At 58.9% G+C, this 12822-nt stretch carries 13 protein-coding genes and 1 pseudogene; 2 read left to right on the forward strand and 12 right to left on the reverse strand.

Going from position 1 to position 12822, the window contains the following annotated elements:
• Positions 1-810: 810 nt before the first annotated feature.
• Both nifA and EN745_RS01380 read left to right on the forward strand, forming a co-directional pair.
• Positions 811-1854: pseudogene (gene nifA, locus EN745_RS01375) on the forward strand (nif-specific transcriptional activator NifA); the annotation flags it as partial.
• Positions 1855-2436: 582 nt separating this feature from the next.
• Positions 2437-3003, forward strand: a complete 567-nt coding sequence (locus tag EN745_RS01380; RefSeq protein ID WP_024505228.1) for a sugar O-acetyltransferase — start codon at positions 2437-2439, stop codon at positions 3001-3003.
• A gap of 307 nt (positions 3004-3310) precedes the next feature.
• On the opposite strand, the gene EN745_RS01385 is transcribed toward EN745_RS01380, so the two are convergent.
• From EN745_RS01385 to nifW, 12 genes are all read right to left on the reverse strand, one after another.
• Positions 3311-4204: an SIR2 family protein gene (locus EN745_RS01385; RefSeq protein ID WP_024505229.1), complete on the reverse strand. Its 894-nt coding sequence runs from the start codon at positions 4202-4204 to the stop codon at positions 3311-3313.
• 34 nt (positions 4205-4238) lie between these two features.
• Positions 4239-4451, reverse strand: coding sequence for a putative nitrogen fixation protein NifT (nifT, locus tag EN745_RS01390; protein ID WP_024505230.1), 213 nt, complete (start codon positions 4449-4451; stop codon positions 4239-4241).
• Positions 4448-4768, reverse strand: coding sequence for a nitrogen fixation protein NifZ (locus EN745_RS01395; RefSeq protein WP_024505231.1), 321 nt, complete (start codon positions 4766-4768; stop codon positions 4448-4450). The genes nifT and EN745_RS01395 overlap by 4 nt, the downstream gene beginning before the upstream one ends.
• 85 nt (positions 4769-4853) lie before the next feature.
• Positions 4854-5048, reverse strand: coding sequence for a 4Fe-4S binding protein (locus EN745_RS01400; RefSeq protein WP_024505232.1), 195 nt, complete (start codon positions 5046-5048; stop codon positions 4854-4856).
• Positions 5049-5077: 29 nt separating this feature from the next.
• The gene (gene nifB / locus EN745_RS01405) at positions 5078-6559 is read right to left on the reverse strand and encodes a nitrogenase cofactor biosynthesis protein NifB (protein ID WP_024505233.1); all 1482 of its coding nucleotides are present in this window, start codon (positions 6557-6559) and stop codon (positions 5078-5080) included.
• A 273-nt stretch (positions 6560-6832) separates the two neighbouring features.
• Positions 6833-6904: a helix-turn-helix domain-containing protein gene (locus EN745_RS36495; protein ID WP_245467364.1), complete on the reverse strand. Its 72-nt coding sequence runs from the start codon at positions 6902-6904 to the stop codon at positions 6833-6835.
• Between the two features lie 700 nt (positions 6905-7604).
• Complete coding sequence (locus tag EN745_RS01415; protein ID WP_287152319.1) at positions 7605-8186, reverse strand: alpha/beta fold hydrolase; 582 nt, start codon at positions 8184-8186, stop codon at positions 7605-7607.
• A 396-nt stretch (positions 8187-8582) separates the two neighbouring features.
• Positions 8583-8882, reverse strand: a complete 300-nt coding sequence (locus EN745_RS01420; RefSeq protein WP_024505235.1) for a ferredoxin family protein — start codon at positions 8880-8882, stop codon at positions 8583-8585.
• Between the two features lie 12 nt (positions 8883-8894).
• A complete protein-coding gene (locus tag EN745_RS01425) occupies positions 8895-10199 on the reverse strand; it encodes an FAD-binding protein (RefSeq protein WP_126080604.1) in 1305 nt (434 codons plus the stop codon).
• A 10-nt stretch (positions 10200-10209) separates the two neighbouring features.
• The gene (locus tag EN745_RS01430) at positions 10210-11319 is read right to left on the reverse strand and encodes an electron transfer flavoprotein subunit alpha/FixB family protein (RefSeq protein WP_126063815.1); all 1110 of its coding nucleotides are present in this window, start codon (positions 11317-11319) and stop codon (positions 10210-10212) included.
• A 16-nt stretch (positions 11320-11335) separates the two neighbouring features.
• Positions 11336-12187: an electron transfer flavoprotein subunit beta/FixA family protein gene (locus EN745_RS01435; RefSeq protein WP_126063816.1), complete on the reverse strand. Its 852-nt coding sequence runs from the start codon at positions 12185-12187 to the stop codon at positions 11336-11338.
• 188 nt (positions 12188-12375) lie between these two features.
• Positions 12376-12753, reverse strand: a complete 378-nt coding sequence (gene nifW, locus EN745_RS01440) for a nitrogenase stabilizing/protective protein NifW (RefSeq protein ID WP_024505239.1) — start codon at positions 12751-12753, stop codon at positions 12376-12378.
• Between the last annotated feature and the right edge of the window lie 69 nt (positions 12754-12822).

The following is a 12822-nucleotide window of genomic DNA, read 5'->3' on the forward strand; positions in this document are numbered from 1 at the left end:
TTCGCCATGGGCGGTACGAACGCAGTTCTGGCATTCAGGCAGGTGTAGAAGCCATGCAAGACGCCTCATTTGAGGTCACCTGTCGTATCTAGCTGCTTGAGGGGCGGGGCATTGTGATACAGGGAGAGCTGTGGGGTCCCTCCTTCTCGGCCTCGACGATGTGGAAGGAGCCTGTGCGGCGAAACGGGCTAGACGCCCCCAGGCCCAGAACTTGGGCGAAACCAACTCCCACCAAAGGACAGCCGGTTTAGTAGCCGAACAATGAAACCTCGCTCGACGAGCCGCCGTCTCTACTGTCTCCGGCCTCACGCGGTTGAAGCGAACAGCGCAGCAGCTACTGTTCCGCACAACTCGGATGGCAATTGGGACAAGTCCGCACATGTCGTCACGTACGCTGAACGCCGCAGGTACAGCCAAACTGGGGCGGGGCGTTTCTGCCGTTTTGATAGAATTCTATCAAACTGACAATTTTCCTTGCATAAATGCAAGGAGAGCTCGGTTGACTCCCCTCCTTTCTTGTCAAGGATGAGTTTGCAGGCTGCGGTGCGGCAGAAGCCGGACAGAACAGCGACCGGTCGAGTAAAGGCCTGCGCAAACCGCATATTGCGAGCGCCCGCGCGGAGGAAGACGCTCGTCCTGGTGAAAGGCAACGATGCTCAGGCGCCATTGCCATTTGCCGAGGGCGTCCGCGCGCCGAAAATTTCGAAGCAACAAAGGTGAGATCGAGAATGATGATGACGAAATACAACACAGCTCACCGTCCAGTGCAGTTCTACCGGCGGGTGGCGGAGTGGGATGGGCTGCCAAATGGAACGTAAAAAGATCAGCAAGGAGATGCTTGGCGATAGTCAGGCGCTGCGCAAGCTGCGTGAGCACCTTGTCAAGGTGGCCAAGGCGAAGACTACGGTCCTGTTGCGAGGTGAATCCGGAACCGGTAAGGAGCTGGTTGCCAAAGCCATTCACGAGCTCTCGCCTCGCGCCAAGCAGCCCTTCATCAAGGTCAATTGCGCGGCGCTCACCGAGACGCTTCTGGAATCTGACTTGTTCGGTCATGAGAAGGGTGCCTTCACCGACGCGAGCAGTTTGCGCAAGGGGCGCTTTGAGGCTGCCGACAAAGGCACATTGTTTCTGGACGAGATTGGCGAAATATCAGGTTCGTTCCAGGCTAAGCTGCTGCGTGTCCTGCAGGAGCAGGAGTTTGAGCGCGTCGGCAGCAACCACACCATTAAAGTTGATGTTCGCGTGATTGCCGCAACGAACAGGGACTTGGAAACGGCAGTTCAACGCAAGGAGTTCCGGCAAGACCTCTATTATCGCATCAACGTCGTCACTTTACGCGTGCCGGCATTGCGCGAAAGGCGAGGTGATATTCCGCTCTTGGCCGCTCAGTTTCTCAAGAATTTCAATACTGAGAATGATCACACGCTGACCTTCGCTCCCGAAGCGATTGAGGTGCTAATGAACTGCGAATTTCCAGGCAACATCCGAGAGCTCGAAAACTGCGTTCAACGGACGGCAGTTCTGGCGACGGGTCCATCAATCCTCAGAACTGACTTTGCCTGTTACGCGGATCAGTGCTTGGCCGCGGCGCTGTGGAAGAACGGACCGCCGACGTCAGAGAAGTCGACTACGATCCAGCCTTCCGCCGCCTGTGCCGCCCCGCCCGTCGGCGACGGGCAAGCGCCGATAGGCCCTGCCACGAGTCGTGGTAGGGTGCCCGATGCCGATACGGTCATTGCTGCCATGGAAAAGTGTGGCTGGGTGCAGGCAAAGGCGGCGCGCCTGCTCGGTTTGACCCCGCGCCAGATCGGCTACGTGCTGAGAAAACGCGGTATCGAGATCAAGCGTCTCTGAAACAACCCGCCGAGCAAGAGCTGGAGCAGGTCAAGCATTGGTGCTCTGGCGAGCCCATCGGCCAGGCTTACGAAGTGGGTGTGAACAGCGCTGCCAAGATTCCGGCCGTGTGCTTTCTACCACGTAGTCATACTGGGGCTCTGCGACTGACAAACTAAAAAGGAGTAATCCTATGGCTAGTAACTTCGCTCTACACCGCAAGGCAAATCAATTCGACGTGCCTGGATCCAGAAATAATCGATGTATTATTGGTGACACGCCAGCATGCGTAGAGGCGACGCGCAGATCTCCGCTGGCGGGACCTGGTCGATACATTAGCTGATGGCTTACCGCTCGATATCACGCAATCTGAGATGGGCATGAAAGTGAGTTCGACCGCTGGACAGTTGCCGACCTCGTCAGGTATTGGCCCCTGCGACCGGTTGATCTGCGATATCCAAATTCGCGGAAGTTGGTCGAGACGAAACTGTCGCCCCGGCTCGTGACCGACCGCGCGCCCGGCAAGACCGAGTTACAAAGTTGCCGAGGCAGTTTGATGTGCGTTCCTGCATCACTGTACGGGACACGACCTGACGGGAGACTATGATGCGTAGCCAAAAAGAAAAGATGCTCGCAGGCGAGTTTTACAATGCGGCGGATCCGGAGATCCAAGCTGACCTGTTGGCCACCGGGGCTTGGCTCAAGCGGTACAATGATACGCTGGGGCAGACCACGGGGCATTGGCATGAGCTTTTGTCCGAGCGGCTGGGAGAGGTTGGGCGCGGAACGGTCATCCGTCCGCCCTTTTTTTGCGACTACGGATTCAATATCCGCATTGGAGCCAATGCCTACATCAACTTCAACTGCGTTATTCTTGACGTGGTAGAGGTCAAAATCGGGCAAGGAACGGCAATTGGGCCTGCTGTGCAGATTTATACCGCCGATCATCCACATGATGCCGAGCAGCGGCAGGCCGGCCTGCAGGTCGGGCGTCCTGTTCACATTGGCAGCCGTGTCTGGATCGGCGGTGGAGCAATCATTCTGCCTGGCGTCACGATTGGTGATAATGCAGTGGTAGGCGCTGGCTGCGTGGTCACACGAGATGTTCCCGCCGGGGCAAAGGTAGTGGGAATTCCTGCTCGCGTGGCCGACCCACATAAACAGGCATAATCAACCTCGTTGACCCTGGAGGTGCATGCGAACTGTCGAAACTGTGCCGAATTTTTGTCGAAGCCATTGAGCGCTGCATATGTTGTCGCGACTCGGGCGCTTCAGTTCTTTTGCCACGGGGGTCACAAGATCATGTGCGTAATGCCGCCGCAACGTGCTCACGTCCCGCAGCAGCGGACCCTTTCACATCGCCCAACGAATTCAGAGCCTACGTTGTGCTGCCACTAGCATTACTACTCACGAATGTATTCCCAACTGAGTTTTCGCCCTTGGAGGCAAGCAGCGACTCACCAGCAATCGCCGGCCATTAATCCTGGCTAGCATCGACCCCGACGAGGCGAGCCGCGGCGTTGCGGATCGGCATGTCGATGACCGTGATTGCGCCTTCGGCAAGGAAACGACGTTCGTTTCTGGTCAGCGTAGCCGAATCGATCACCGCAAAATGTGGGCCAGTGGAGCGCTTCATCAGCTGTCTGGCATATGTGCGCAGCATCTGATCGTTGAAGCGGCAGCCCACGAAGAAAAAACCCCGGTTGACGCGCCGTTGCTTCACCGCGTCCGGGATCGGCGTCTGGATATCAATTTCGGTTAGGACTTCGACGTAATCGGAATCAGCCACGAGGAAGTTTGCCGCCGGCCTGACGCTGCCGTGCGGCGCATAGAGCACCGTCCTAGCCACTTGTTCGGCCTCGAGTTCTGTTCCTGACAAATCGTAAGTTCTCGTCCAGATGTTACCGATTCCGGTCGCGCGCGTCGTTCCTTGTATCTCGACAACGTCTGTTTGGCCGGCCTCTGCAAGGGCTGCTCGCATGGCGCCATCGTACCAGCTGTCGATGATGACAGACAGTTGAAGGGTTGCGAGCCAGGCGTGAAGAACGGTCGGCTCGGCGGGGGCTGCGAATATCTCCGCCATCCACGCTTGGAGAGTCCGACGATGTCGGCGCTGCTCGATAAACTGCGCGACCGACCACATATTGGTGCGAATCCTGGAAGGGGCAGGCGCCCGCTTGTTGAGGGCCGCGGCGACATCTTCAGGGGTGCAAGGTACAGGTGATTCCGGTGGGTTAAGCTGCAGAAGACCAGGACCGAGATAGGGGATCACTCGATCGGCCTTGAGAGCGCCGTTCAGCAGGTCAATCAGTTTTTTGGCAAAACTGCCCCGGACGACGACGAGATGGTCCCAGCTCAGCATCGTGTTCATACGCGTTTCCTCTCCGCCACTGAACCCACCGGCATCAGGCCCCGTCGGAAATCTTCATCGCCTCGACGGTGATCGGCAAACGCGTGTCGCGCGGAAGGTCGGGCAGCATGAGCCGCCAACCGTTCCTGAGCGTCACGGTCCCGCCCCATAAGTCAGCGTTCTCAATCTCGGTGATCGGCTCTTCGAGATCCTTCTTGGGGACATAAGCCGACAAGCCAGTAGCGGTCCTGCGAATCATTACTTTCATCCGGCTGTTCCCCCGTTGGAAATGCCTTCAGCTCCGCAGGGAACCTCGACTTTGTCGAGGCTAATGAGTTCGCGCGCTCGCATGCCGACGACCGTGCCACGATCGATCCATTCGACCGCATAGATGAAGAATTGCTGGAGAAAGGTTCCAATGTCGCGCACGTAGCCTTCGTCGCCCTTCCGCACGAGGTTTTCGCCGATCTCCTTGCCGGGATAGGTGCCGTCGTTTTTTATGTGGCGTATCGCACGGACCCGCTCACCCTGCATGAACCGTGGCGGTCTGCCGATTTCGACCTCCTGTTCGCGTCTGGACCACATGCTGTCCATTCCTTTCTCGAGGCTTTTGTTGTGGTCGCGGGTTGCAGGCGTCGTCGTGCGGCGAACCCGACCGTTTCGGTAGGAATCAAGCGGGAACGCAGGTTTTCGGTACCGGACAGACCGACACGCATTGCTGCGTATCGAAGGCCTCCTTGCATTCGGTGCACTTGTTTGGATCGATCACATAGGCGTCGCCCTTGAACTTGATCGCTTCCGAAGGACATTCGAACTCGCAGGCCCCGCATTGGGTACATTGGGATGCGATGATCTTTAAAGCCATTCTAACTCCTGGTTATCGGACGAGACGGCTCAGGCCGTCGCCGCTAGTGGTCTGATCCCAAACTCTGCCGCGTAAAGTGCGCTGACTGCGGTCTCGATGTAGTCATGGCCATAGGCGTCGGTTACGCGCAGTCCAGCTCGCGAGAGTTGTTCCTTCGGGCGATTTCCGATCTTGGCGCATAGCACTATGTGTATGCCTTCGAGCGCTGCGATGACGCCCTCGAGGATGGCGTCTTCGCCCCCGCCTCCGAGGCAATACCGCTCGACCTTCCGATGCCCGACCAAGCTGATCCCTCTAGGCGAGACTTCATAAACCTGGAATTCCTTCGCGTGGCCGAAGTGTTCGTTGACCCGTCCACCTCCCTTAGTGGCCACCGCAACCAGAAGCGACTTTTCGGAGTCTGTTGCCTTGACCATACCGATGGCCTCGCTCCTCGCCGCCTCATGATCACGGCGCTCGTGTGCGACCACCTGCCGATAGGCCTGACGCTTGCCAGCATCGTAGGCGACATCGTCGGGAATCCCGTCCAGCGTGAATTCCTGGCCACGATCTTCACCGAGCAGGCCGACAGCATCTGCCCGGCACTGCCGGCAGTGGCGCATCAACTTGGCGCCACCTTCAAGTCGATCCTGAAGAGCCATCATCTCCATTGCCGTTGGGCCGCGCTGCCCGATGAGTCCGTAGTGGGTACCGTGCGCCGGGTCCGAAATCAGAGGCATCACGTTGTGCAGAAACGCGCCCCGCTCCCTGACCATTTTGTTCACCTCAAACAGGTGCTGGTCGTTCACTCCAGGAATCATCACCGAGTTGATTTTGGTGAGGATGCCGCGCGCGCTCAGCATCTCCAGGCCCAGCATCTGCCGCGCGTGCAAGATTCGAGCGGCTTCGATGCCGAAGTAGCGGCGATTTTCATAAAAGATCCATGGATAGATCTTCGCGCCGACTTCCGGGTCGACCATGTTGATGGTGACCGTCACGTGATCAACATTCATTTCGGCAAGCTCGGCGACATGGTCCGGCAGCACGAGCCCATTAGTGGAGACGCACAGCTTTATGTCGGGGATTTCCCTGATGACGCGGTCGAGCGTTGCCTTCGTTTTCTCCCAATCGTAACAGGCATCCCCCGGCCCAGCGATGCCAAGAACCGAAAGCTGCGGAACTTTGTTGGCAACGGCGATGACCTTGCGTAGCGCTTGGTCGGGCGTCAACTTCTCAGACACAACACCAGGCCGGCTCTCGTTGGCGCAATCGTATTTGCGATTGCAATAGTTGCACTGGACATTGCAAGCCGGCGCGACCGCCACATGCATACGCGCGAAATAATGATGCGCTTCCTCCGAAAAGCAGGGGTGATCCTTGATCCTTTCCCAAATAGCCGGATCCCCTTCGCCCGGGCTGGTCGGCGACGAGCCGTAGGAGGACGATGCGCAGCCACCGGATTTCGCGGCTGCCAGAAAACCCTCGGATGTCGTGCTAGTCGGCCCCTCAATCGAAACTGTCGGTGAGGACATCAAACGGCTCCGTTGCTGGTAACGTCGCGGTTCAAGGTGCAAGAGCCATACCAACTGAAAAAAGCGGCTTCAGTTCACTATTCGGGTCGATATCGCATTGTGTCAGGCCGGCGCGACACAATTTTGTCCTGCTTGCGACAGTGCAAGTCCAAATCCGTTCAGAAGCACGAAGCACTCCTTGTCGCGCACAGGGCGCGCAAGACCACTGGCCTGACGATTGGCTCATCAGGCTCTTAGAATTTCCTTCACCTCGATACTATGCCGGCGTATCGCCTAGCCGACTTGTCGCAGCTTGAGGCCGAGAATTCGAGCCGCATTAGCCTGAACCCAGCCGGCCTTCTCCATTGTGTCGATCAGCCGTCACGCTCCGTCCGCCGCGGTCTCAGCCCCCGTCCGGCCGTATCGTTAGAATCGCAAGTGGCTATCTCGTGTTCAGGGGGCGCCGATGCGCCGAACCGGCATCGTGCTGGCCCGTGAGAGCTCGTCGATGACATTGCCACGTTCCGAAAGATTGGTTCCTTCCAGAGGAGAACGCCAAGCACGCAGTTCTCCGGCTCGGACGTTGCCGGGGAAATAGCATTGCGAGATCAGCTCAACTGCCGACGGCGCAAAGCCATGGTTCTCCATATTTCAAGGGTAAGCGCTGTGTCCTTCCAGGAGGACCCGCGATCTGTGGGCCTGCCGATTCTGAGGTGGATCGGAGATCGGCTTGTGTCTGAACTTGAACTTACGATTGACCCTGAGCGGCAGCCTCGGCGTTTTCGAGGGTGATCAACGGCGCTGTTGGTCGGCGGCATTGGTCGATGGACGACAAGGCACGGAGTCATTCCGAGACCCTGGAGCCGACGCGGTGATCTCGGAGGTTGCCCGGCGCTACGGGCTGCGGCCGCGGCGGAACGCTCGCAAGCTTGCGACGTCGGCAGGACAGGCCACTCCCGCCTAGTGGTTTCGGTGGCGCCACCGGAACGACCCGTTGGGCCTATCCGTGCACCAGAGCTCAAGGCCACGGCCTGAGAATCGGCCGCCGCTCACCCTACTTGGTTCCTCAGCCGACTGCGCTAAGAAGGAGAGCAACTTCCGTCGGCGCGAGGATCATTGCGTCGTGGCCAGTGGCGAGTTCCTGCCACGCCCAGCCATCCTGCTTCGCGACCCATTCTCGCGCTCCCGCCATCGGCGGGTGGAGTGGATTAGTGCAGACGACATAGGTTCGGGGTCTGCCGTTGCCGAGCGGGTGCTCGAGCTTAAGTCCGCTTTCGTAGGTGCCTGCCGGATGCGGTGTTATCCGGCGCCGCACCCAGTCCGTGAGCGAGTGTCCCTCGGGAATGCCGAATGCTGTTGGCGGCGGAGTCGGCATGAAGATACCCCGTCCTTCCTCCGCAACCAATTTTCGACGGGCCGCGACGATGTCGGGGGGCATGGTGCTGAATACACTTTGACCGCTCTCGACGATGGCGCTGTCGAGATAAACGAGATGGCTGATATGGTCGGGTATCCGGTCGGCGGCGCCGGTGATGCTGATGCCGCCTAGACTGTGACCGACAAGGATCACATCGCTCAGCTCTTCCGTCACAATGTGGTTGACGATGTCGGTCACGAATGTGTCGGGCGTGATGTCCTTGCACAGCAAACGTGCGCGTTCGCCGACACCTGGTCGGCGTGGTCACGTGGCATCCCATCTTGCGAAGATTGGCAGCCACGTCCCGCCAACACCATCCGCCATGCCAGGCACCATGCACTAGCACATACGTCTTTGCCATGGGTTGTGCCGTTCCACTTGCTCACCGGCCGTTGTGGCTGCCATCCGGCACGATGGCCGGGCGTTGTCCCAAAGGGGCTCGACCACGTGACCGGTGGTAAGTCCGGCGCACAGGGCAGCGCCGTGGCCTGAGGACACCGCTAACGAGTCAAGGAAATTTGAATTGCGAAAGGCCAATATTCACTAGCTCTTTGCAAGTGGATGGAGAGGCTCATGGTGTGCCGCAGTTGCTCGCTGCCGGCATGCTCTTGGCACGGTCCCGGCTGATCATCCGAACTTGAACAGGACACCAAAGCCGCCGCGCGGATAGTTCCACTCGATGTCGCCGCCTTTCTCGCACAATATCCGGCAGGTGCCGCATTCCATGCAGCCGTCGGCGGTGATCTCGACTTGACCCTTGTCATTCAACTCATAGCATTTCGCCGGACAGACGTAGGTCAACGCAAGCAAGTTCGCGCTTGGCTTGTCGTGCGGTCGCACTATAATATGGGGGCGGCCGGAATCGACCAGATAGCGGTTCTGGTAAAGTTTGTCCTCGACACGAACCTTCGTCACTGCGATCGTCATCTTGTACCCTCTTCAGCGCCATGCCAATGCCAGGCGGACCGCGTCGCTGACCAACCCCCAGCGCGAGCGCGCGTTGATGAAGGCGGCCGTGGTGTTCTTTTCCTTCTCGATCTTCGGCGTGCCGTCGACACGCATGAAGTTCTGAGCGGCATGCGACATCAGCCGCGGATAGCTGTCAAAAAAGTTGCTGGAATTGGTGTGGAGCAAGGCTGGCATGTCCTTGTATTTCTTAAGATCCTTGATCACAAAGGAGTCATCCAGCATCGTCTTGTAGAGCGCAAGGTTCGCTTTGGTCATAGGACCGTTGCGGCTTTTGACTTTGATGATCGCCTCAGCCGCGACACGACCCGAGGTCATGGCAAGGTTCGAACCCTCACGGTGAATGGCATTGTTCAGTTGCGCTGCGTCGCCGACGATGACCCAACCGTCGCCGAAGAGCTGCGGAATGGCCTTGTAACCACCTTCGGGGATAAGATGGGCGGCATATTCTTTCACCTCCGAGCCAGCGATCAGCGGCCGGATCGAAGGATGGTTTTTCATCGCATCCAGGAGGGCGGACGGGCTCTCCATCGTCGCGGCGAAATCCGAGACCAGGCAGCCGATGCCGAGTGATATCGACTCCTTGTTGGTGTAAAGGAAGCCGAGCCCGGCCATGCTGCGAGAGATCGTGCCCACGGCCTCGATTACGCAGCCTTCATCGCCCTTGACCCCGAACCGCTGGCCAATGACCTCTTCGGGCAAGAAATGCATTTCCTTGACGGCAAGCGCCACGGTCTCCGGCTTCGGCATCTCGCGCAGGCCTGCGCGAGTGCCAAGCAATCCCGACACCCCTTCTGCGAGAACGACCACATTCGCGAAGACCACTCCGCCAGCCCGGTCTGTGCGGACGCCGATCACCTTGCCATTGCCATCACGGACGAGTTCCGTCGCGGTCGTCTCACACAGGACCGTCGCGCCAGCCTCGCGCACCTTGCGGGAAAACCATTTGTCGAACTGGGCGCGAATGATCGTGTAGCGGTTGGGTTTCGCCTCATTGAAGTCGTCCGACCGGTAATGAATTCCGGTGTGAGACGTGTCGTCCAACACCCAAAGTCGCTGTTCGACCAGGTGCCGCTCGAGGGGCGCATCATCCCGGAAGTCCGGGATGATCTTCTCCAGCATGTTCGCGTACATTATGGCACCCTGGACGTTCTTAGAGCCCGGATATTCCCCGCGCTCCAACTGCAGTACCTTCAGCCCCTGGCTTGCCAAAGTGTAAGCAGCTGCGTTTCCAGACATGCCGGCTCCGACCACTATGGCATCGAATTGTTCAATCATGTCCTCTCCCTCAACTCGCAAGCTTGTCTCGACTGTGCGGCGACAGCCGCCGGGTGAAGGCTTCCGTCAGTGCGGGCAGGAAGCGGATTGCATCCGTGACGATCCCGAGGTGGGCGAACTCGAAAATCGGCGCGTTCGGATCGGTGTTGATCGCGACGATGAGATCGGCCCCCTCGACCCCAACTCGGTGCTGGATGGCGCCGGAAATTCCGGCCGCGATGTAAAGCTTCGGTCGAATGGTCTTGCCAGTTTGTCCAATCTGTCGATCAGCCGGCATCCAGCCCTTCTGGACCAAGGGGCGCGAACAGCCATGCTCGGCGCCGATCGCTCGGGCAAGATTCTTCACAAGCTGAAGGTTCTCCGCCGCTCCGAGACCGAGGCCTCCCGCAACCACGACATCCGCATAGGCAAGATTTGCCATTGCCGACTGGTTATCCGGTAGGAAGCCGAGGACTTTGGTGACGATATCGTCCTCAACGAGCGACAGCTTGTGCCGCATGACACGCCCGACCGGCTTATCCACCCGTTGCGGCATAGGCATGACCCTTGGTCGCACCGTCGCCATTTGCGGCCGGTAATTTAGTGTATAGATCGTACACAACAATGAGCCACCAAAAGTCGGACGGGTCGCGGCGAGTGAACCGTCGGAATCTACATCAAGTTCGGTGCAGTCGGCCGTGAGCCCCGTCTGCAGGGTCGTCGCTACCGAGCCTGCAAGATCCCTGCCCAGTGTGGTCGCGCCGAGAAGGAGGATTTCGGGTTTATGGGTATTGACCAGATCCGTGAGCGCCTTGGCGAACGGCTCGTTCCGGTAGTCGGCGAGCGGCGGCGCATCGACGATGTAGACAAGATCCGCCCCGTAAGCGAAGGCCTCGGCAACAGCGTCCTCGACCATCTCGCCCGGCGGTCCCAGCACGACGCCCGCGAGCTGGACTTCAAGCTTGTCGGCCAATTTGCGGCCTTCGCCCAGCAGTTCGAATGATACAGGATGCACATTGCCGCGTTCGAGCTCGAGGAAGACCCACACGTGCCGGTAGTCTTTGAAATGGTCGGGAAGTTCTTTCTTTACACCGGCACGGCCGGGGGCAATGCGAGGGGTGGTTTGGCTTGCGGTCGACATTTTCTGCTCCTGGCCGTCACGTGCCGCTGTTGAAGGCCAGCTCATGTTCCAGCGCCGGCCGGCGGGTTAAGATATCGGCGATGAGTTCATCGGCTATGTCCTGCAAGCCCCTTTCCGCGGTGTCGATCTGCGCCGCCCTTTCTGCCCGTGCGGTGGGGGCGAAAACACGCTTGACGACTGTAGGCGAGCCACGCAGACCGCACCGGGTGAGATCGTCAATGCCGGCGTCGGCTGCAGTCCACTTCACGACTTGCCTGCGCGCCGCGCACAGAGCCTGCTGGAGCGAGCCCCGGCGGATTTCGTTGGTGTCTTCCAGCATGGTAATGAGGCAAGGGAGTCTGCTCTTCAGCAACTGGGTGCCGCCTTCGGCGCGACGCGCGACTTCGATCTCTCGCGTATCGAGATCGATGGAGGCAATCTTCGCGACATAGGTAAGTTGCGATAAATCTAGGCGCTTGGCTATGCCCGGTCCGACCTGGGCGGTATCGCCGTCAATCGTCTGCTTGCCGGTGAAGACGATGTCCGGCCTGCCGAAAGTCTCCCCAATTTTTGCGATTGCTTGCGAAAGAGCAAAGGAAGTCGCCAGCGTATCGGATCCGGCAAAATAGCGGTCCGTCAAGAGAACTGCTCGGTCAGCACCGTAACCGAGCGCCTTTCGCAGCGAGTCCTCCGCCATGGGCGGACCCATTGTGAGCACAGTAACCTCGCCACCATGAACGTCGCGCAGTTTGAGCGCTTCTTCGAGGGCGAACAGGTCGTAAGGATTGATGATGGTCGGAACACCCTGACGCATGATCGTGTTCGTCACCGGGTGCACGCGGATCTGTGCCGAATCCGGCACCTGCTTGATGCAGATTACGATATGCATTGGCGGTTTCTCTAAGCTCCCAGTCCGGATTCGTGCTTGGCGGTTCGCCTCATTGCCTGCATCGTTCATGCCAAGTCGTCTTCCTGCCTCTATTCCAGAAGGTGGCTTCGTTTGCTTCCGAGGAGGCGTCATGAGGACTGGATTTGTCGACTTCTCGACATTGTCGCGTCGCAGCCGTGTCGGGCTCATTACTTTCCGAACCGCTTCAGTGCAGAGTCGAGCGGGACGAAGGCGCGGCCAGGTGCGGGACATATGTTTGGATCGTGGTCCCTTAGCACCTTGAACACACGTTGCGTGAGCGGCGAGGAAGTCGCGAAATCTTCGTAGGCGCGTTCCAGCTTGGCGCGCACCCGCGCGGCGATTACCTGGTTAGGCAGACCGGAGAAATCTTCTTCGGCAAGGTATTGGCCCACGCGCTTCATGATATGGAGCCGCGAGACATTCATCACTTTCGGGTCGTAGGAGACGCCAAGGCAGGCGAAGAAGTCCTCCGCGGCCGACAGGCCCTTCAGTCGCGCTAGGATATCGGTGCGATCGATCGGGCGGCTATCAGCGGAGCAGTTCATTGTATTCTCCCGGCGCGTAATTGTGGTGTCGATGCATTGGTGACATTGCTGACGGCGTGCCGACCTCTG

It is taken from the genome of Mesorhizobium sp. M4A.F.Ca.ET.022.05.2.1, from assembly GCF_003998845.1.
Lineage (GTDB): Bacteria > Pseudomonadota > Alphaproteobacteria > Rhizobiales > Rhizobiaceae > Mesorhizobium.

What these genes read in the sequence shown, in the direction of transcription:
- EN745_RS01430 (WP_126063815.1), bottom strand. Translation starts at nt 11,319, where the DNA reads ATGTCGACCGCAAGCCAAACCACCCCTCGCATTGCCCCCGGCCGTGCC.
- EN745_RS01435 (WP_126063816.1), bottom strand. Translation starts at nt 12,187, where the DNA reads ATGCATATCGTAATCTGCATCAAGCAGGTGCCGGATTCGGCACAGATC.
- nifW (WP_024505239.1), bottom strand. Translation starts at nt 12,753, where the DNA reads ATGAACTGCTCCGCTGATAGCCGCCCGATCGATCGCACCGATATCCTA.
- nifB (WP_024505233.1), bottom strand. Translation starts at nt 6,559, where the DNA reads ATGTCCTCACCGACAGTTTCGATTGAGGGGCCGACTAGCACGACATCC.
- EN745_RS01420 (WP_024505235.1), bottom strand. Translation starts at nt 8,882, where the DNA reads ATGACGATCGCAGTGACGAAGGTTCGTGTCGAGGACAAACTTTACCAG.
- EN745_RS01400 (WP_024505232.1), bottom strand. Translation starts at nt 5,048, where the DNA reads ATGGCTTTAAAGATCATCGCATCCCAATGTACCCAATGCGGGGCCTGC.
- nifT (WP_024505230.1), bottom strand. Translation starts at nt 4,451, where the DNA reads ATGAAAGTAATGATTCGCAGGACCGCTACTGGCTTGTCGGCTTATGTC.
- EN745_RS01380 (WP_024505228.1), top strand. Translation starts at nt 2,437, where the DNA reads ATGATGCGTAGCCAAAAAGAAAAGATGCTCGCAGGCGAGTTTTACAAT.
- EN745_RS01425 (WP_126080604.1), bottom strand. Translation starts at nt 10,199, where the DNA reads ATGATTGAACAATTCGATGCCATAGTGGTCGGAGCCGGCATGTCTGGA.
- EN745_RS01395 (WP_024505231.1), bottom strand. Translation starts at nt 4,768, where the DNA reads ATGTGGTCCAGACGCGAACAGGAGGTCGAAATCGGCAGACCGCCACGG.
- EN745_RS01385 (WP_024505229.1), bottom strand. Translation starts at nt 4,204, where the DNA reads ATGAACACGATGCTGAGCTGGGACCATCTCGTCGTCGTCCGGGGCAGT.